The sequence below is a fragment of the Pseudomonas sp. WS 5411 genome (genome assembly GCF_012985595.1).
In the GTDB taxonomy this organism is placed as follows: domain Bacteria; phylum Pseudomonadota; class Gammaproteobacteria; order Pseudomonadales; family Pseudomonadaceae; genus Aquipseudomonas; species Aquipseudomonas shahriarae.
The window spans coordinates 1-17,130 of sequence record NZ_JAARMC010000026.1; the positions used below are offsets into that span (position 1 = coordinate 1).

The 17,130-nt window shown below is 61.1% G+C and carries 18 protein-coding genes; 3 read left to right on the top strand and 15 right to left on the bottom strand.

The window, feature by feature from the left end; translation table 11 throughout:
* Positions 1 to 331: 331 nt before the first annotated feature.
* The 6 genes from HBR93_RS23490 to HBR93_RS23515 form a co-directional block, all read right to left on the bottom strand.
* Positions 332 to 985 (bottom strand): HAD family hydrolase, encoded by a 654-nt coding sequence (locus HBR93_RS23490; RefSeq protein ID WP_057440676.1) that lies wholly within the window; start codon positions 983 to 985, stop codon positions 332 to 334.
* A 31-nt stretch (positions 986 to 1,016) separates the two neighbouring features.
* Entirely contained in the window at positions 1,017 to 2,006 is a 990-nt protein-coding gene (locus tag HBR93_RS23495) for an ABC transporter ATP-binding protein (protein ID WP_057445233.1), read from the bottom strand.
* Entirely contained in the window at positions 2,003 to 2,803 is an 801-nt protein-coding gene (locus HBR93_RS23500; protein WP_057440678.1) for an ABC transporter permease, read from the bottom strand. The genes HBR93_RS23495 and HBR93_RS23500 overlap by 4 nt, the downstream gene beginning before the upstream one ends.
* Positions 2,790 to 3,635 carry an ABC transporter permease subunit gene (locus tag HBR93_RS23505; protein WP_057959030.1) on the bottom strand — a complete coding sequence of 282 codons (846 nt, stop codon included), beginning with the start codon at positions 3,633 to 3,635 and terminating at the stop codon, positions 2,790 to 2,792. The genes HBR93_RS23500 and HBR93_RS23505 overlap by 14 nt, the downstream gene beginning before the upstream one ends.
* A complete protein-coding gene (locus HBR93_RS23510) occupies positions 3,632 to 4,438 on the bottom strand; it encodes an alkaline phosphatase family protein (RefSeq protein WP_169961198.1) in 807 nt (268 codons plus the stop codon). Before HBR93_RS23510 ends, HBR93_RS23505 begins: the two co-directional genes overlap by 4 nt.
* Positions 4,439 to 4,596: 158 nt before the next feature.
* Positions 4,597 to 5,664, bottom strand: coding sequence for an ABC transporter substrate-binding protein (locus HBR93_RS23515; RefSeq protein ID WP_057440683.1), 1,068 nt, complete (start codon positions 5,662 to 5,664; stop codon positions 4,597 to 4,599).
* Positions 5,665 to 6,013: 349 nt separating this feature from the next.
* Between HBR93_RS23515 and HBR93_RS23520 the strand changes: the two genes are divergently transcribed.
* Positions 6,014 to 6,727 carry a UTRA domain-containing protein gene (locus tag HBR93_RS23520; RefSeq protein ID WP_057959032.1) on the top strand — a complete coding sequence of 238 codons (714 nt, stop codon included), beginning with the start codon at positions 6,014 to 6,016 and terminating at the stop codon, positions 6,725 to 6,727.
* Here HBR93_RS23520 and HBR93_RS23525 read toward each other — a convergent pair.
* The 7 genes from HBR93_RS23525 to minC form a co-directional block, all read right to left on the bottom strand.
* Positions 6,703 to 8,880: a mechanosensitive ion channel domain-containing protein gene (locus HBR93_RS23525; protein ID WP_169961199.1), complete on the bottom strand. Its 2,178-nt coding sequence runs from the start codon at positions 8,878 to 8,880 to the stop codon at positions 6,703 to 6,705. The two genes, HBR93_RS23520 and HBR93_RS23525, sit on opposite strands and share 25 nt — an antisense overlap.
* Positions 8,881 to 8,952: 72 nt before the next feature.
* Complete coding sequence (locus HBR93_RS23530; RefSeq protein ID WP_162947716.1) at positions 8,953 to 9,129, bottom strand: hypothetical protein; 177 nt, start codon at positions 9,127 to 9,129, stop codon at positions 8,953 to 8,955.
* A gap of 293 nt (positions 9,130 to 9,422) precedes the next feature.
* Complete coding sequence (locus tag HBR93_RS23535; protein ID WP_029300406.1) at positions 9,423 to 10,712, bottom strand: M18 family aminopeptidase; 1,290 nt, start codon at positions 10,710 to 10,712, stop codon at positions 9,423 to 9,425.
* A gap of 135 nt (positions 10,713 to 10,847) precedes the next feature.
* Complete coding sequence (locus HBR93_RS23540; RefSeq protein WP_057440687.1) at positions 10,848 to 11,483, bottom strand: RluA family pseudouridine synthase; 636 nt, start codon at positions 11,481 to 11,483, stop codon at positions 10,848 to 10,850.
* A 96-nt stretch (positions 11,484 to 11,579) separates the two neighbouring features.
* Positions 11,580 to 11,834 carry a cell division topological specificity factor MinE gene (minE, locus tag HBR93_RS23545; RefSeq protein WP_003175252.1) on the bottom strand — a complete coding sequence of 85 codons (255 nt, stop codon included), beginning with the start codon at positions 11,832 to 11,834 and terminating at the stop codon, positions 11,580 to 11,582.
* A 3-nt stretch (positions 11,835 to 11,837) separates the two neighbouring features.
* The gene (minD, locus tag HBR93_RS23550; RefSeq protein ID WP_057440689.1) at positions 11,838 to 12,650 is read right to left on the bottom strand and encodes a septum site-determining protein MinD; all 813 of its coding nucleotides are present in this window, start codon (positions 12,648 to 12,650) and stop codon (positions 11,838 to 11,840) included.
* Between the two features lie 201 nt (positions 12,651 to 12,851).
* Positions 12,852 to 13,589, bottom strand: coding sequence for a septum site-determining protein MinC (gene minC, locus HBR93_RS23555; RefSeq protein WP_115127724.1), 738 nt, complete (start codon positions 13,587 to 13,589; stop codon positions 12,852 to 12,854).
* A gap of 117 nt (positions 13,590 to 13,706) precedes the next feature.
* On the opposite strand from minC, the gene HBR93_RS23560 reads away from it, so the two are divergent.
* Together HBR93_RS23560 and HBR93_RS23565 are read left to right on the top strand one after the other, a co-directional pair.
* On the top strand, positions 13,707 to 14,639 hold the full coding sequence (locus HBR93_RS23560; protein WP_169961200.1) for a lipid A biosynthesis lauroyl acyltransferase: 933 nt from the start codon (positions 13,707 to 13,709) through the stop codon (positions 14,637 to 14,639).
* A 35-nt stretch (positions 14,640 to 14,674) separates the two neighbouring features.
* Positions 14,675 to 15,829, top strand: coding sequence for a patatin-like phospholipase family protein (locus HBR93_RS23565; RefSeq protein WP_057440695.1), 1,155 nt, complete (start codon positions 14,675 to 14,677; stop codon positions 15,827 to 15,829).
* Between the two features lie 116 nt (positions 15,830 to 15,945).
* On the opposite strand, the gene HBR93_RS23570 is transcribed toward HBR93_RS23565, so the two are convergent.
* Positions 15,946 to 16,731, bottom strand: a complete 786-nt coding sequence (locus HBR93_RS23570) for an outer membrane protein OmpK (protein WP_057440698.1) — start codon at positions 16,729 to 16,731, stop codon at positions 15,946 to 15,948.
* Complete coding sequence (locus HBR93_RS23575; protein WP_169961201.1) at positions 16,728 to 17,123, bottom strand: hypothetical protein; 396 nt, start codon at positions 17,121 to 17,123, stop codon at positions 16,728 to 16,730. Before HBR93_RS23575 ends, HBR93_RS23570 begins: the two co-directional genes overlap by 4 nt.
* Between the last annotated feature and the right edge of the window lie 7 nt (positions 17,124 to 17,130).

Genomic DNA, 17,130 nt, shown 5'->3' on the forward strand with positions numbered 1-17,130 from the left:
ATTTGGGGGGCCGCCGCGCTGGGCCATTCATGGCCCAGCGCGGCTAACCCGGCGTCCTGCCGGGTTACCCCCCAAATCAATATCGGATGACGGCCAGCGTGGTTTAACGGGGCGCCTAAGATCAAAAGCAAAGCGAGGCGGCCTGACAGCCGACCTGATCGTCGAGGCGTACGCGGACTCCTGTGGGAGCTGGCTTGCCTGCGATGGTCGTTAACGATGACAAATGAATACCTGACACCCCAGGTGTTCTTGCCGCAGCCATCGCGGTGATGCGGCGACCCGACAAGCCAGCTCCCATATTTGATTGGGTTTCAATGCCCAAAATGGGCCTTCAGGTCCACTGGTGGATCGGCCATCCGGCCTGTTCGGCGTGGGCCTGCAGCACCGGGTCCGGGTTCACCACCTGCGGGAAATCGACCTTGCTCAACAGCGGCAAGTCATTGCGCGAATCCGAATAGAAATACGCACCCTCCAGGCTTTCACCTTCCTGCTCCAGCCATTGCGTCAAGCGGGCGACCTTGCCTTCACGGTACGTCAGTACACCCACGGTCTTGCCGCTGTACACCCCGTGGGCCACGTCCAGTTCAATCCCCAGTACTTCATCAATGCCAATGCGTGCGGCAATCGGCGTGACCAGGTGCGTGCCCGAGGCCGAGATCACCAGGATCCGGTCCCCGTTCTGCCGGTGGCGGGCGATGGTCTTGGTGGCGTCGCTGTAGATCAGCGGCTCGATAATATCTTCCACCCACGGCTCGACCAGGTGCGCGACTTCTTCCGGGGTGCGCCCGATCATCGGTTCCAGGCTGAAGTCCATGAACTCTTCCATGGCCAGCTCGCCGCGGCTGTAGGCGGCCATCAGTTCGTTGTTCTTGCGCATGAACGAATCGGGGTCCACCCAGCCCAGGCGGCCCATTTGTTCGCTCCACAAGGTGGCGCAGTCGCCGTGGATCAGGGTGTCGTCCAGATCAAAAATTACCAAAGCCATCAGTCATGCTTCCTCAATAAACACTGCATCCTCAGGCTACCTCACACAGTGCGCTGGGATCGATGGAAAGTGCCAGGCGTTGCCCGTCTGGGTGCAGATCCTGGGCCGAGCGGTTGAGTACGTCCACCACCAATTCAACGCCCCGGGCTTCGACGCGATAGCGAATCACATTACCCAGCAGGCTGTGGCTGCGCACCAGAGCGTCCAGCTCACCGTTGCGGTTCAGTTCGATGGACTCGGGACGGATCGCAATACGGCTGCTGACCGGACGCTGCAATAGCTTGCTGGCCTGCTCGGCGTCCAGCAGGTTGTAGTTGCCGATAAAACCGGCGGCGAAGGCGTCCACGGGGGCGGTGTACAGGGTTTCAGCGTCGCCGCTCTGCACGATCTTGCCCTGGTTCATCAGGAAGATGCGGTCGGACATGACCAGGGCTTCTTCCTGGTCATGGGTCACAAAAATCGTGGTCAGCCCCAGTTCACGCTGGATCTGGCGGATCTGCTCGCGCAGGTGTTTGCGAATCCGCGCATCCAGTGCCGACAGCGGCTCATCGAGCAGCAGCAGGCGCGGGCGGGTGACCAGGGAGCGGGCGAGGGCGACGCGCTGGCATTGGCCGCCGGACATCTGGTGCGGATAGCGCCCGGCCAGGTCCTTGAGCTCGACCAGTTGCAGCACTTCCTGCACCCGCTGGTGGCTGTCATCGGCGTTGACCTTCTGCATACGCAGGCCGAAGGCGACGTTCTGTTCCACGGTCATGTTGGGGAACAGCGCGTAGCTCTGGAACACCATGCCGATATGGCGCTTCTGCGGGCTCAGCGGCACGATATCCTGGCCGTCCAGGAGGATCTGCCCACTGTCCACCGGCGTCAGCCCGGCGATGCAGCGCAGCAGCGTGGACTTGCCGCAACCGGACGGGCCAAGCAGGGTGACGAATTCGCCCTTGGCGATCTGGCAGTTGATATCACTGAACACCGGGGTGGCGGCGTAGCTTTTTTGCAGGTGCTGGACGCTGACGAAGCTCATTGGCTTTTGTCCTTGTTCAAGAAGTTGGCGGCCCAGGTGAGCAGCAGCACGAAAAGGAAATAGGAGATGACCACGGCGCTGGTGAAGTGGCCGCTGCTGTTACGCATGTTGTTGAGGTACACCTGCAAGGTCTCGTAGCGCGTACCGACAAGGATGTTGGCGAACACAAACTCGCCGAACAGGAACGAGAACGACAGCAGCAACGCCACCATCAAGCCCTTGCGCAGGTTCGGCAGCACCACCAGGATCGCCGCCTGCCAGGTGCTGGCGCCGAGCAGTTGGGCGGCGTCCATCAGGTCACGCAGGTTGATCGCCTGCAGGTTGTTGGTGATCGCGCGGTACATGAACGGCAGTGCCACGGTGAAGTAGCAGCCAATCAGGATCCACGGTGTGCCGACCATCGCCAGCGGCCCCGAGCCATACAGCTGTAACAGGCCCACCGAGGACACCACCGGCGGCACCGCGAAAGGCAGCAGGATCAGGATATTCATCAGCGCGTCGAGCCTGGGGAAGTGGTAGTGCACCACGAACAGCAGCGGCAGGATCAGCACCACCGACAGGATCAGTGCGCCGACACACACCAGCAGCGATTGGCCAAAGGCATGCAAAAAGCGCGGGTCGCTCCACAGCTGTACATACCATTCAAAGGTAAAACCGGCGGGCAGGATGGTGGCCGACCAACTGCTGGCAAGGGAGTACACCAGGGTGCCAATCAGCGGCAGCACCAGGATCGCGAACAGCAGGTACACCACCACGCGATGATAGAGGGCGACGGGGCTGGCTTCAGCGCGAGACATGGTAGCTCCTCTTGAGCAACAGTTGATGGACCACGGTGACCACGGTCATCAGCGCCACCAGGATGACGGCCAGGGCGCTGGCCATGTTCGGGTCCAGGGAAATATCGCCGGAGACCATCGCCGCAATGCGGATCGGCAGCACGTTGAAGTTGCCGGTGGTCAACGCATAGACCGTGGCATAGGCGCCCAGGGCATTGGCCACCAGGATCACGAAGGTGCCCAGCAACGCCGGCGTCAGCACCGGCAGGCCGATATGCCGCCAGTACTGCCAGCCATTGGCGCCCAGGAGTGCTGCGGACTCGCGCCAGTCTTCACGCAGGGCATCGAAGGCCGGGTACAGCAGCAACACGCCCAGGGGGATCTGGAAATAGGTGTACAGGATGATCAGGCCGGTCTTGGAGTACAGGTTGAAGTCCTGAATGATCCCGGCCTGCTTGAGCATGATGGTGATGCTGCCGTTGAACCCCAGCAGGATGATGAAGGCAAAGGCCAGGGGCACGCCGGAGAAGTTGCTGGTCATGTTGGCGAAGGCAGTGACGAAGTTGCGCAGCGGCGAATCCACCTTGCGCAACGAGTAACTGCCGAGCACGGCAATGATGATGCCGAAGACGCTGGAGTAGAAACTCAGCTCCAGGCTGTACTGGATCGCCTGCAAGTAGAACTTCGAGCTGAAGATCTTGCTGAAGTTGGCCAGGCCCCAGCCGAACTCTTCCGATTGCAGGCTGTTGACCATCACCCAGAACAGCGGCGCTATCTGGAACACGATAAAAAACAGGGCGAAAGGCACCAGGCACAAGGCGGCCAGCCACTTACCACGGATCACTGAACTCACTTCAACAGCTCCTGGCAGACAGGTTTGTCGTGGGCAACGCCAAGCAGGGCGCAGACGGTGCCGCAGATATCGGTTTGCCTGGGTTGGGCCTCGGGCTCGAGGCTGAAGGCATCACCGAACACAAACAGCGGCACTTCACGCTCTTCCGGCAGCAGGCCGTTGTGGGAGCGGTCGTTGTTCATGCCGTGGTCGGCGGTGACCAGCACCTGGTAGCCGGTGTCGAGCCAGCCTTGCAGGTAGTCGGCGAGGATGATGTCCGCCGAGCGGGCGCTGTTACGGTATTGCGCGGTGTCGAGGCCGTGCCTGTGGCCGGCGTCGTCGATGTTCATCGGGTGTACCAGCAAAAAGTTCGGCGCGTGCTTGAGGCGCAGGCTTTCGGCATCGGCAAACAGGTGAGCGTCGGGGTAATGATCGCTCCAGTAGAAGTGCCCGTGCTGGATTGCCAGCGCCAGGTCGTCGGTATGCCGGTCGCGGGCGGCGATAAACGGCGAGCGGTTATACAGCTCGCTGACCCAATGGTAGGCCGCCGCCGCAGTGGTCAAGCCGGCGTCGGTGGCGTAATGGAAAATGCTGCGCTGGTTGGACAGGCGCGAAACGTTGTTGTGGACAATGCCACTGTCGATCGGCGTTACGCCGGTCAGGATGCATTCGTAGAGCGGGCGTGAGAGGGCGGGCAATTCGCATTCCAGCTTGTACAGCGCTGCGCGCCCGGCGCCGACGTAGGCCTGGAGATGCCCCATGGCATGCCGGGCAACCTCGTAATTGAGGCCGTCGAGCACCACAAGGATGACGTTGTGCTTCATAGGGGCAGGGGCTCCGCGACAAATTGGGCTTGATTCGGTGGATCTTCCGGAAACGGATCAACTGTGGGAGCTGGCTTGCCTGCGATAACGGTGCATCAGCCGATACACGTGCTGAATGTCATACCGCTATCGCCGGCAAGCCAGCTCCCACCCAGGGCTTATTGCATGTTGATGATGACTTCTTCCTGCCACTTCTGCGGCAGCGCCTTGGAGGTCTTCTCCCAGGCATCGGCGTCCTTGATCGGAGTCACGCCTTTGTATTGCTCGTCAGGCAGCAGCTTGGCTTTCACTTCAGGTGGCAGGGTCAGGTGTTCGGCACGGATCGGCCGCGCATTGCCCTTGGCCAGGTTGATTTGCCCGGCATCACTGAAGATGTATTCGCGGGTCAGCTTGGCCGCGTTGGGGTGCTTGGCGTATTTGTTGATGATGGTGGTGTAGCCGGAAATCACCGAGCCATCCGAGGGGATCAGCACCACGTAGTCATCCGGGTTGGCCATCTTGGCCTTGTAGCTCAGGCCGTTGAAGTCCCAGACCACGCCCACTTCCACTTCGCCCTTTTCCATGGTGGCGATGGTCGGGTTGGCCAGGGAGATACGGCCCTGCTTGGCGATTTCGGCAAACATCAGCAGCGCCGGCTGGATGTTTTTCTCGTCACCACCGGTGGCCAGGGCGGCGGCCAGTACACCGTTGGCGGCCTGGGCGGCGGTGCTCACGTCACCAATCGAAACCTTGTATTTGCCGGTTTTCAGGTCAGACCACTTGGTCGGCACTTCGGAGCCGTGCAACAGCTTTTTGTTGACGATAAACGCAATGGTGCCGGTGTAGGCCAGGGCCCAGTTGCCGTCCTTGTCCTTGGCCCAATCCGGGATCTGTTCCCAGGTGCTTGGCTTGTAGGGTTGGGTCACGCCCTGCTTGACCGCAATCGGTCCGAAGGCTGCGCCCACGTCGCCGATATCGGCGCTGGCATTGTCTTTTTCTGCGGCGAACTTGGCGATTTCCTGGGCCGAGCTCATATCGGTGTCCATGTGCTTGAGGCCGTACTTGGCCGCCAGGTCTTCCCAGGTGCCTTTCCAGTTGGCCCAGTTATCGGGCATGCCGACGCTGTTCACAGCGCCTTCTGCCTTGGCGGCAGCTTCCAGGGTTTTCAAATCGGTGTCAGCGGCCATGGCGGCGGTGCACATGGCAATGGTCGAGCCTAACAGTGATGCCAGGAAAAGCTGTTTCATCCGAAGCTCCTTTGGGCGTTTTCAACGCTGCGATTTTTTGATGGCGCGGTGGGTTTGGTCTAGGTCAGCAATACACGAGCCAATTTAGGCGCGATGGATGACAGTTTTATGTCGGTGTCGTTTTTAAAGCGCCTGGGCAGGTACTTGCCGGGTAAGCGTAGACCAAGGCCAGGCCCCCGTAATTCTTGGACTTGGCCGATGTATTGCAGGGCGTGTGGGGCAGTGTCACGAGGCGCTGTCATCTGTCGGTCATGTGTGATGCCTAGGCTGGCATGCAACAGCCGCCGCTCATTCCAGGGGCATTTGGCGCACCCAAACAGTGCTGGCCTAGTCCAGATAGGTAACGTTGATGCGTGATGAGGCAACCAAAGCGGTGACAGCCATTGGCCTGGCGCTGCAAGAGCAGATCAGCCACGGTTTGTTGAGCCCGACGAGCAAACTGCCCGCCGAGCGCAAACTCAGTGAGTTGTTTAGTACCACCCGCATTACGGTGCGCGAGGCCTTGCTGCAACTGGAGGCCCAGGGCCAGATCTACCGCGAGGAGCGCCGTGGCTGGTTTGTCTCGCCGCCCCGGTTGGCCTACAACCTGATGCAGCGCAGCCACTTCCACGCCATGGTCAGCGCCCAGGGGCGAGTGCCTTCTACCGAAGTCATCTCGGCACGCCTGCAACCGGCTTCGGCCGCGGTCTGCGCGTGGCTGCAACTGCCGGCACTGTCCAGCGTGATCCAGATCTGCCGGCGGCGGCGTATTGATGGGCGGCTGGTGCTGTATGTGGAGCACTACCTCAACCCCCAGTATTTTCCGGGGATCCTGGCGTGTGACCTGAACGAGTCGATGACTGAGTTGTACGCCCGCAAGTACGACCTGCACTACGGTCGCGTGCGCTTTGAGATTGTGCCGACTTCTCTACAGGTAGAAGCGGCAGCCGCCTTGAAAGTCTCGGCGGGCAGCCCCGGGCTGCGGATCGCCCGGGTCAATTACGATCAGCATCAGCGCCTGATCGACTGCGATCTGGAGTTCTGGCGCCATGATGCGATTCATGTCGGGGTGGATGTGACCTGAGCTTCCTGCGGCCCACTCGCCGCCGTCACCACTTGCACGCTCAAGCGCGGCATCGCCAGGTCCATCCCGGCTTCATCGAGGTGGCGCTTGAGCGACAGGTTGAACGCCCGCGACACTTCCCACTGCTTGATCGGCGCGGTCTTGAAGCGCGCACGCAGGATGGCGTTGCCGGACTCGAAGCTTTCCACGCCCTGGAACTCCAGGGGCGACCAGATATTGCGGCGTTGCAGCGGGTCGGCGCGCATTTTCTGGCCGACGTCGCGCATCAGCTTGATCGCGGTGTCGATGTCCATGCTGGCTGGCACCGCTACGCGGAAAATCGCGTAGCCGAATTCCCGCGAGTAGTTCTTGATGCTCTTGATCTCGCTGAACGGGATGGTGTGGACGATGCCGTCGATATCGCGCAGGCGCACGGTACGGATGGTCAGGCCCTCGACGGTGCCAAGGTGGCCGCCGACATCCACATAGTCATCAATGGCCAGGGAGTCTTCGATGATGATGAACAGGCCGGTGATCAAGTCCGCCACCAGTGACTGCGCACCAAAACCGATGGCCAGGCCGATCACACCGGCACCGGCCAGCAGGGGCGTGACGTTCATGCCCATGTTCGCCAGGGCGACAATGGCGGCGATGATGAAGATGGTCACGAACAGCACGTTGCGGATCAACGGCATCATGGTCTGCGCCCGCGCATTGGCCAGGCCTTTGCGCGAGCGGGTAAGGGCGTGGTGGATCGCGGTGTCGCTGAGGATCCAGATCAGCCAGGCAAACAGCAGGGTACCGGCAAGGCCGAACAGCTTGACGCTGATTTCATGTCCGTCGCCTTCGGTAAAGCGGATCAGCGACCAGCCCCAGACCCGCAGGCCGAGTTCGATAAATACCAGCCACACCATCAGATGGGCCAGGGTGTAGACAAAGCTTTTCAGGCGCTCGGAATACAGCGCATGGCGCTTGTGCCCGCGCTGGGGCTTGAGGGCGTGGCGGCGCACCAGGCCGTTGATCACCATGCACAGCACGAGCAACACCGTGCACAGCAATGATTGGCGCAAGGCGGTGCTGGTGTCGCCGGCCGACACGAAGGTGGCAAACAGCGAAATGCCCACCAGCAGCAGCGCAGGCAAGTACCAGAAGGTGCCGATGATCTCGATCGTATCGCTCAATGCGCGGCGGGTCAGGCGCCGGGACAGTGGCTGGTTGCGGATCAGGTGGGCGATGGGCCGGCGGAAACGCAGGATAAACACGCCGGTGGACAGTGCCGCCAGGACATTGGCGACGGTCGCGGCGCTGTGGGCCAGGTGGGTACCCAGGGCTTCGGTCAGGCGCGGATCGCTCAAGGCCTCGCCGAAAGCGGCGAAGCTGCCGATCAGCCACAGTGGGCGAAACGCCTGGTGGCGCAGGATATACAGCGCCCGGTGACGGTGCGGGCCGTCAAGCACGGAAAAGGCGATGACGCAGATCGCCGAAAAACACGTGCCGACCACCAGCGCGTACGCCAGCACCATCGCCAGAGATTTGCCCAGGGAGGAGGGCAGGGCGTAGCTGAGGTAGACGGTGATCACCAGGGCAATCAGCCAGGGGCCGAGCTTGCGCAGGGCAAAGCGCAGCATGTCCCAGGTCTTGGGGTGTTGCGGCAATTCTTCACTGAGGCCAAAGCGCAGGCGCACCCGATGGCTGAGCCAGATCAGCGCGGCCGCGAGCAGGCTCCAGAGCATCAACACCACGGCAAAGCCAAAGATAATCGGCAGCCATTCGCTGGCGGGCAGCATCAGCGCGCCCAGCTCGGTCCTGGCCTGGGCGAATTCGACGGACCAGCGATTGAGTGGGCTGTCGGCGCCGGACAGCTGTTGCTCCAGGCTGGCCAGGGTGCCGCCGATCAGGCTCAGCACCCCTTGCTCGGCAGCCGGCTGGGCTTTTTTCGTGGCTTCGCGCAGCTTTTTCAGGTCGGCCAGCAGCTTGGTGCGCTGCTGGTCGTTTTCCAGGGTCTTGATCACCTCGTCCAAAGACTGCCCCAGCGGCACGTCGGCCTGTGGCTGGGCTTTGGTGGTGTTGCCCAGGATACCGGGCAGGCCGACCGCCTGGGCAGGGGCGATGGGCAACAGGATCAGCAGGCAAAGGAGCAGGCAGTGTGGCAGAGCAAACAGACGGGCAAGCACGAGGCGGTCAACCTTGAATACGATGGATCGCCCGAGTGTACGAGGGCGCTATGCCCAATGCGAGTGCATTTATTATTCGGCCAGTTTCGCCAGGATCCGATAGACGATGGTGGCGAGGATCAGCAGCATGCCGATCCACATGCCAAATACACCGAGGTTTTTGTCGCGGAAGTTGAAGCCAACGGCCAGCAGGATCATGCCCGTGAGGATGGGGATGAGCATGGCGTGGAAGGCGGACATCGGGATCATGGTGGGGACGGCCTTGTCGTTGAGGGATGAGTGTCAGTCTAGGCGGGATTGGCGCGGGGTGCCTTGATGTGTGTCAGATAGCGCCGCAGTGCGCTGGGAATCGCCATCGCGGGCAAGCCCTAATGCCGTTCAGTTAAGCGCAGATCCCCTGTGGGGGCGGGCTTGCTCGCGAAAGTGGTGGGTCAGTCAACATCAATGTTTGCTGGGCGGACGTCTTCGCGAGCAAGCCCGCTCTCACATTTGATCTTCGCTGCTTTGAGAACTGATCGGCATGAGGGCAAGCGCCGCCCCTTTCAGGGCAGGTCGCGACTTGCGTAGAACGCACTCAGCACCTTTACCAGGTGCGCCAAATCGTGGCTGCCGCACAACTCGCGGATCGAGTGCATGGCGAATGTCGGCAAGCCGATATCCACGGTGCGCACGCCCAGGTGGCTGGCGGTGATCGGGCCGATGGTCGAGCCACAGCCCATGTCACTGCGCACCACGAAGCTCTGCACCGGCACTTCTTCAGCCATGCACAGGTGGCGGAAGAACCCGGCGGTTTCGCTGTTGGTGGCGTAGCGCTGGTTGCTGTTGACCTTGATTACCGGGCCGGCATTGAGTTTCGGGCCATGGTTGGCGTCATGCTTGTCGGCATAGTTGGGGTGGATGCCGTGGGCATTGTCGGCAGACACCAACAGCGACTTCTGAATCGCCCGTACGAACTCATCACCTTCAGGCAGCAGGCGACGCAGGGTCTGTTCCAGCATCGGGCCGTCGGCACCGCAGGCCGAGCAGGAGCCGACTTCTTCGTGGTCGGTACACACCAGTACGCAGGTTTCGTCGGTCTCGCTGGTGAGCAGGGCTTGCAGGCCGGCATAGCACGACAGCAGGTTGTCCAGGCGGGCACCGGCGATAAAGTCGCCATGCAGGCCAATCACCGCTGCGCCCTGGGTGTCGTAGAAGCTCAACTCGTAGTCGAGCACCACATCAGCGTTCAGCCCATGTTCGCGGGCCAGTTGGTCGGTGAGCACGGCGCGGAAATCCACGCGCTCGTCACCGGCAAACTGCGCGAGGATCGGCGGCAGCTCGGTCTGGGCATTGATCGCCCAGCCCTGGTTGGCTTCACGGTTCAGGTGGATGGCCAGGTTGGGGATGATGGCAATCGGCAGTTTGAAGTCGATCAACTGGCTTTCGACCTTGCCGTCACGCCGGAACGTCACGCGGCCGGCGAGGGAAAGATCGCGGTCGAACCACGGTGCCAGCAGCGCACCGCCATAGACTTCCACACCCAACTGCCAGAAGCCCTGGCGTTGCAGTTCAGGTTGCGGCTTGACCCGCAGGCACGGGCTGTCGGTATGGGCGCCGACCAGGCGGATGCCGTCGTGCAGGGGCGACTGGCGGCCCATCTTGAAGGCGATGATCGAGGAGTCGTTGCGGGTCACGTAGTAGCGACCGTTGGCCTCGGTGGTCCACGTTTCGCGCTCGTCGAGGCGCTGGAAACCGGCAGCTTCCAGGCGCTGGGCGAGGGCCGCAGTGGCATGAAAGGGAGTGGGAGAGGCCTTGAGGAAGTCGATCAGGCCTTGATTCAACGCTTCGCGCATAAGTAGCTCCAGACAGCAATGCGCGGAGTTTACCGTATTGGCTCAGGATTTGGCTTGAAGCTACTTTCTTAAGTGCAACACAAGACCTCTGTGGGAGCAGGCACGCCAGCTCCCACAGAGGATCGGGTTACCACTTCAAAAAGGCGCAGGGCACTCGAAGCGCAGGCGCTCGCCGCTTTGCGGGTGGGTAAAGCTCAACATGCTCGCGTGCAGGCACAGGCGCGGCCAGGCGGCCAGGGCCTGTTCATGGGCATACAGGCCATCACCGAGCAGCGGGTGCCCGATGGACAGCATGTGTACCCGCAGTTGGTGCGAACGCCCGGTAATCGGCGTCAGCTCGACCCGGCACCAATCCCCGCAACGCTCCAGGACTTTCCAGAAGGTCAGCGCATGTTTGCCGAACTCATGGTCCACCACATGCCGCGGCTTGGTCGGCGGGTCATAGCGCAGCGGCAGGTCGATGCTGCCGCTGTCCAGTTCCGGCTGGCCCCAGCACAAGGCGGTGTAGGCCTTTTCTGTTTCGCGGTCGTGAAACTGGCGGGACAGTTCGCGGTGGGTGTCGGCATCCCTGGCCAGCAGGATGATTCCCGACGTTTCCCAGTCCAGGCGATGAACGATACGCGCCTCTGGGTAACCGTTTTCCTGCAGGCGGGTGATCAGGCAGTCCTTGTTGTCGTCGGCGCGACCTGGCACCGACAGCAGCAGGGTAGGCTTGTTCACCACCAGGACAGCGTCATCCTGGTGAAGGATATGGATATTGGACAACGGCATTAAACAGCCTCGTAACAAACGCCAACGGCGGCTCGGCCACCCGGTTCCCCAAAGGGGATCAAGGTGACGGAGCCGCCGTGGCGACCGCCTGTTCGATCAACGATCAGGCAGGGTGATATTGAGTTCCAGAATCGAGCAGCTGCCGTCGTTTTCCAGGGCGACATGCACGTCATCGTTGCCGATATTGACGTACTTGCGGATCACCTCGACCAGTTCCTTCTGCAAGGCTGGCAGGTAGTCCGGCGTGCTGCGTTGGCCGCGTTCGTGCGCCACGATGATCTGTAGACGCTCTTTCGCTACCGATGCGGTGCTTGGCTTTTTGTTGGCGCGAAAGAAGTCGAGAAATTTCATTGTTTAGTTGCCTCCAAACAGGCGCTCGAAGAATCCCTTCTTCGCGACATCGAGGAAGCGGTGTTCCACGGTTTTTCCTAACAGGCGGTCAACGGCATCGCTGTACGCCTGGCCGGCGTCGCTCTGGTCGTCGAGGATGACCGGTACGCCCTGGTTGGATGCTTTCAGCACCGCCTGGGATTCCGGGATCACACCCAGCAGAGCCACGGCCAGGATTTCCTTGACGTCTTCAACGCCGAGCATTTCGCCCTTGCTGACACGGTCAGGGTTGTAGCGGGTCAGCAGCAGGTGTTCCTTGATCGGGTCTTCGCCCTTCTCAGCGCGCCGGGATTTGCTGGCCAGCAGGCCCAGCATACGGTCCGAGTCACGTACCGAGGATACTTCCGGGTTGGTCACGACGATGGCTTCATCGGCGAAATACATCGCCAGGTGAGCACCGGTCTCGATACCAGCCGGGGAGTCGCAGACCACGTACTCAAAGGTTTCCTTGAGTTCCATCAGGACTTTTTCCACGCCTTCTTTGGTCAGCGCGTCTTTGTCGCGGGTCTGGCTGGCGGCCAGTACATACAGGTTCTCAAGGCGCTTGTCCTTGATCAGGGCCTGTTGCAGGTTGGCTTCGCCGTTGACCACGTTGACGAAGTCATACACCACGCGGCGTTCGCAGCCCATGATCAGGTCGAGGTTACGCAAACCGACGTCGAAGTCGACGATGACTGTCTTGTGGCCGCGCAGAGCGAGACCGGTACCGATAGCGGCGCTGGTGGTGGTCTTACCCACACCACCCTTGCCGGATGTAACCACGAGAATCTTGGCCAAGGTGTTTCACCCCTAAGGAAAAAGGACCTCTCAGTCCCTGAAAAACATCTCTTGAAACTCGCTGCAGGCGGACAGCCTTCGTAGGAAAAAGATGTGCCTCCCGTAAGGGAAACGCCAGCTTTCAATTATTCCTACACAAGTCTTGCCGGTTTCGCTGTGCTATCAGAGTCCAGAGATGCTTGGAAAATGCGGCAGTATCCGTTAAAGACGGATGATGTTCAACACATCGCCCGACAGGCTGACTTGTACCCCGGCCCCCCACAGCGGATCACGGCGCAAATCTTCCGAAACCTTGTACTGGCCGGCGATCGACACCAGCTCAGCGCTCAATTGCTGGCAGAAAATCCGTGCCTTGGTATCGCCCTTGACCCCAGCCAGTGCCCGACCGCGCATTGGGCCGTATACATGGATGTTGCCATCGGCGAGAAGTTCCGCGCCGGGACTGACCGGAGCGACCACCACCAGGTCGCCGCCCTGGGCGTAAATCTGCTGCCCACCGCGTACGGGAGAGGTGATGATCCTTGTAGGCTTGACCGTCGGCTCTGCCGGTTTTTCCGGTTTTTTCTTCACTTCAGCTTCTACCGGGTCGAGCACACGCTCGCGGGCACCGGACGGTGGCAATACTGGCAATTCAATAGCGATTGCCGCCGCGATGTCTTCAATGCGGTTGGCACGGATGGCCAGGGTGCGCAGGCCATGTTGGCGGCAAACGCGCATCAGCCCAGGCAGGTCAACCGCGCCCTGGCCGGCCGGCAATTTATCCAGGGCCAGCACCAGCGGCGCATTGTTGAAGAAATTCGGCGCCAGGGCGACCTTGGCGGCGAGCTGGCGGTCCAGGGCGTCAAGGTCGTTACGGGCCAGTTCCAGCACAGTAATGGCGAGCATGCTGCCCTTGAGCTGGAATACGGGATCTTGGTCTAGCGATTCAGTTTGGCTCATGGTCGGCAAAGCGGCTTGTCACGAAAAGTGTCGAGACTTATAACGAGAACAACCGCTAGCCGCAAGCCGGGTCGAACCGTTGTAGAATGCGCGGCCCTGTCTTTACCGGAATCTGTAATGGATCGCCCGCGTTTTCGAGCTGTATTTTTTCACCCGCGCTTCTGGCTGCTATGGCTGGGGCTCGGCCTGTTGTGGCTGATTACCCAACTGCCATACCGGGCGCTGCTGGGCATTGGTCGTGTACTGGGTGCGTTTATGTACCGGGTGGCCGGCGAACGTCGACGCATTGCCGCGCGAAACCTGGAACTGTGCTTCCCGCAGATGTCCGCGCAAGAGCGTAAACATTTGCTCAAGGAAAACTTTGCCTCCACCGGCATCGCCTTTTTCGAGATGGCCATGAGCTGGTGGTGGTCCAAACAGCGTCTGGCGCGCCTGGCCCATGTTGAAGGGCTGGAGCACCTCAAGCAGGCACAACTGGAAGGCAAGGGCGTGATCCTCATGGCCCTGCATTTCACCACCCTGGAGATCGGCGCGGCTTTGCTCGGCCAGAAGCACACCATCGACGGCATGTACCGCGAGCACGGCAACCCGTTGTTCGATTTTATCCAGCGCCGTGGCCGCGAGCGCCACAACCTCGACTCCCTGGCGGTAGAGCGTGAAGACGTGCGCGGCATGCTCAAGCTGCTGCGCGCCGGCCGGGCGATCTGGTACGCGCCGGACCAGGACTATGGCGCCAAGCAAAGCATTTTCGTGCCGTTGTTCGGCATCCAGGCCGCCACTGTCACCGCTACCAGCAAGTTTGCGCGCCTGGGCAAGGCGTTGGTGGTGCCCTTTACCCAGCAGCGCCTGGCCGATGGCAGCGGCTACCGCATGGTGATTCATCCGCCGTTGCGCGACTTCCCCGGTGAATCCGACGAAGTCGATTGCCAGCGCATCAACCAATGGGTGGAAACTGCGGTGCGCGAGTGCCCCGAGCAATACCTGTGGGCCCATCGCCGCTTCAAGAGCCGGCCACCGGGCGAACCGAAGTTGTACGAAAAGCGCCGCTGAACAAACGGATTGTCCCTCGCCCATGGAGTTATGCAATGCGCCCCACTGAACCGGTCACAGGCTTGATTCTTTCCGGCGGCGGGGCGCGTGCGGCGTATCAGGTCGGGGTGCTGGCGGCGATTGCCGAGTTGCTGCCTCCGGGGGCCGCCAATCCCTTCCCGGTGATTGTCGGCACCTCGGCCGGGGCGATCAACGCGGTGAGCCTGGCCAGTGGCGCCATGGACTTTACTGCCGCCATCGCGCGCCTCACCGCATTCTGGCAGGGCTTTCGCAGCCATCTGGTGCTGCGCAGCGACTGGCCGGGGGTGATTCACCAGGCCAGCCGTTTCCTCTCCCGCAGCCTGCTGGGCCTGGGCTCGCCGGTGCCAGTGGCGCTGCTCGACAGCTCGCCGTTGCGGGAGTTGCTGCAAGACAAGCTGCATTTTGAAGGTATCAATGAGGCGATCCGCCACAAGCACCTGCATGCCGTAGCGGTGACGGCGTTCGGCTATGAGTCGGGCCAGGCGGTGACGTTCTATCAGGGCGGCGGCACCATCGATGCCTGGCTGCGCCACCGGCGCATCGGCCTGCCCACGCAGTTGACGGTGGAGCACCTGCTGGCCAGTTCGGCGATCCCACTGCTGTTTGCGCCAGTCAAACTGGACCAGGAATATTTTGGCGATGGTGCCGTCCGGCAATCAGCGCCCATCAGTCCTGCGCTGCACCTGGGGGCCACCCGGGTGCTGGTGGTGGGGGTCAGTGGCAACCCGCGTTCCCCTGAACCTTCGGCGCCGCAGGAGCGCAGCTACACCGGCCAGCAGCCCACCCTGGCGCAGATTGGTGGGCATATGCTCAACAGCACCTTTATTGACAGCCTCGAGAGTGACATCGAGTTGCTGGAGCGTCTTAACCAGTTCAGCCATCTGCAACCGGCCAACAGCGCCGCGCGGGGGCTTTCACCGGTCGATGTGTTGGTGATTGCGCCCAGCCAGCCGATCGACGAAATAGCGGCCCGCCATCGCCAGGAACTGCCGGCGGCATTGCGGTTGTTCTTGCGTGGGCCAGGGGCGACCAAGACCAGCGGGGCAGGGGTGCTCAGCTATCTGTTGTTCGAGGCAGGGTATTGCAGCGAGTTGATCGAGTTGGGGCGGCGCGATGCATTGGCCAAGCGCGAGGAGTTGCAGCGGTTCCTGGGCCTGACCCCGAACTGAATCGGGGCGCGGGCTTGTGTGGGAGCGGGCTTGCCCGCGATGGCGGTGAATCAGCCAATACTTGGGCTGGCTGACACTCCGCTATCGCGGGCAAGCCCGCTCCCACAGGGGAGGCCTTAGAAGTGGTACTTGACCAACAGGCTGGCCGTGTCCTGGTTGGTCTCGAACGCGCCGCTGTCCTGGATCCCGTACTTGTTCTTCCAGTAGTCGTATTCAAAACCGACATACAACTGCTTGGCGCCCCAGTTCATGGCTTTGCCCAGGTCATACTTGACCTGCGGGTTGAAGTGCAAGTTGGCGTGGTAAGTACCACGGGCGTTCTTGTCGTTATCCACCACCCAGTCCATGAAGCCGTCGATCAGCACGTCGGAGTTGCCCACGGGAATGGTGTAAGACCATACCGGCGTGATCTGCCAGACACCATCACCCGGGCGATTGCCTTCGGTCTGGCGCTGGTAGAAGTTCAACTGGAAGTAGTCGAAGCCGGGGATGTTCAGGTCGAATGCCGGGCCTACCAGGTAGGACTCGTTGTCGCCTTCGCCGAACTCGTAAGTGAACGCCAGCAATACATCTTTGATTGGGCCGAAGGACAAGTCCTTATCCAGGATCTTGCCAAACGACAGCCGTGGGCTGAACTCGCCGTAGTAAGTATTGGGGCCGACGTTGCCGTCTTCCTTGCCGTTGTAAAAGATACGGTCGAGGAAGAAGAAGTTGTCGCCGTACTTCCACGCATCGGCGTGTTCAAAGGTGACGGTTTGCTGGATCTCTGGGTTGACCTTGAAGTTCTTGCCCCACAGGTAAGTCAGGCTGTTGTTCTGCCACTGCAGCAAGTCACCCGCCATTGCCTGGCCCCCGGCCAGCAGGGATCCGGCCAACATCAGGCTGTTCACGGTACGTTTCATTCGGTTGCTCCCGAGCTAAAGTTTTGTGGTTTTTCTTCTACGCAGGCGCTCTGGTGTGGCGCCTTTTGGTTCGCTGCAAAAATCGTCTGTTCGGTCAGCTTTAATGCTTTTAGCAAGAGCTGCGCCAAAGTGTTTGAAAAGCCAAAAAATCCCCGCCGGCTACATGGGATGCAGTCGGATACAGAGGACTTTTGCGCACTTTGGCAGCCAACATAAGGCCGGGATAAGTTGGCCTTTAAGTCAGCTTTTACATTCGCTGTTTTTTTTTGAGTCGATTCGAGCGGGCGCGGAGAATACTGGCTCCAGAGCCTGTGCTCAAGTGCGCTGTAAAAGAGCGCGGGGGGCGAGAATGGGGCACGGCGTGTGGTCGGCCCCAGGTCTAGGGTGTGCATGTGGATG

Coding starts and splice junctions, on each gene's coding strand:
- HBR93_RS23515 (WP_057440683.1), bottom strand. CDS start 5,664: ATGAAACAGCTTTTCCTGGCATCACTGTTAGGCTCGACCATTGCCATG.
- HBR93_RS23570 (WP_057440698.1), bottom strand. CDS start 16,731: ATGAAACGTACCGTGAACAGCCTGATGTTGGCCGGATCCCTGCTGGCC.
- HBR93_RS23565 (WP_057440695.1), top strand. CDS start 14,675: ATGCGCCCCACTGAACCGGTCACAGGCTTGATTCTTTCCGGCGGCGGG.
- HBR93_RS23535 (WP_029300406.1), bottom strand. CDS start 10,712: ATGCGCGAAGCGTTGAATCAAGGCCTGATCGACTTCCTCAAGGCCTCT.
- HBR93_RS23530 (WP_162947716.1), bottom strand. CDS start 9,129: ATGATCCCGATGTCCGCCTTCCACGCCATGCTCATCCCCATCCTCACG.
- HBR93_RS23510 (WP_169961198.1), bottom strand. CDS start 4,438: ATGAAGCACAACGTCATCCTTGTGGTGCTCGACGGCCTCAATTACGAG.
- HBR93_RS23495 (WP_057445233.1), bottom strand. CDS start 2,006: ATGAGCTTCGTCAGCGTCCAGCACCTGCAAAAAAGCTACGCCGCCACC.
- HBR93_RS23540 (WP_057440687.1), bottom strand. CDS start 11,483: ATGCCGTTGTCCAATATCCATATCCTTCACCAGGATGACGCTGTCCTG.
- HBR93_RS23560 (WP_169961200.1), top strand. CDS start 13,707: ATGGATCGCCCGCGTTTTCGAGCTGTATTTTTTCACCCGCGCTTCTGG.
- minC (WP_115127724.1), bottom strand. CDS start 13,589: ATGAGCCAAACTGAATCGCTAGACCAAGATCCCGTATTCCAGCTCAAG.
- HBR93_RS23520 (WP_057959032.1), top strand. CDS start 6,014: ATGCGTGATGAGGCAACCAAAGCGGTGACAGCCATTGGCCTGGCGCTG.
- HBR93_RS23490 (WP_057440676.1), bottom strand. CDS start 985: ATGGCTTTGGTAATTTTTGATCTGGACGACACCCTGATCCACGGCGAC.
- HBR93_RS23500 (WP_057440678.1), bottom strand. CDS start 2,803: ATGTCTCGCGCTGAAGCCAGCCCCGTCGCCCTCTATCATCGCGTGGTG.
- HBR93_RS23575 (WP_169961201.1), bottom strand. CDS start 17,123: ATGCACACCCTAGACCTGGGGCCGACCACACGCCGTGCCCCATTCTCG.
- minE (WP_003175252.1), bottom strand. CDS start 11,834: ATGAAATTTCTCGACTTCTTTCGCGCCAACAAAAAGCCAAGCACCGCA.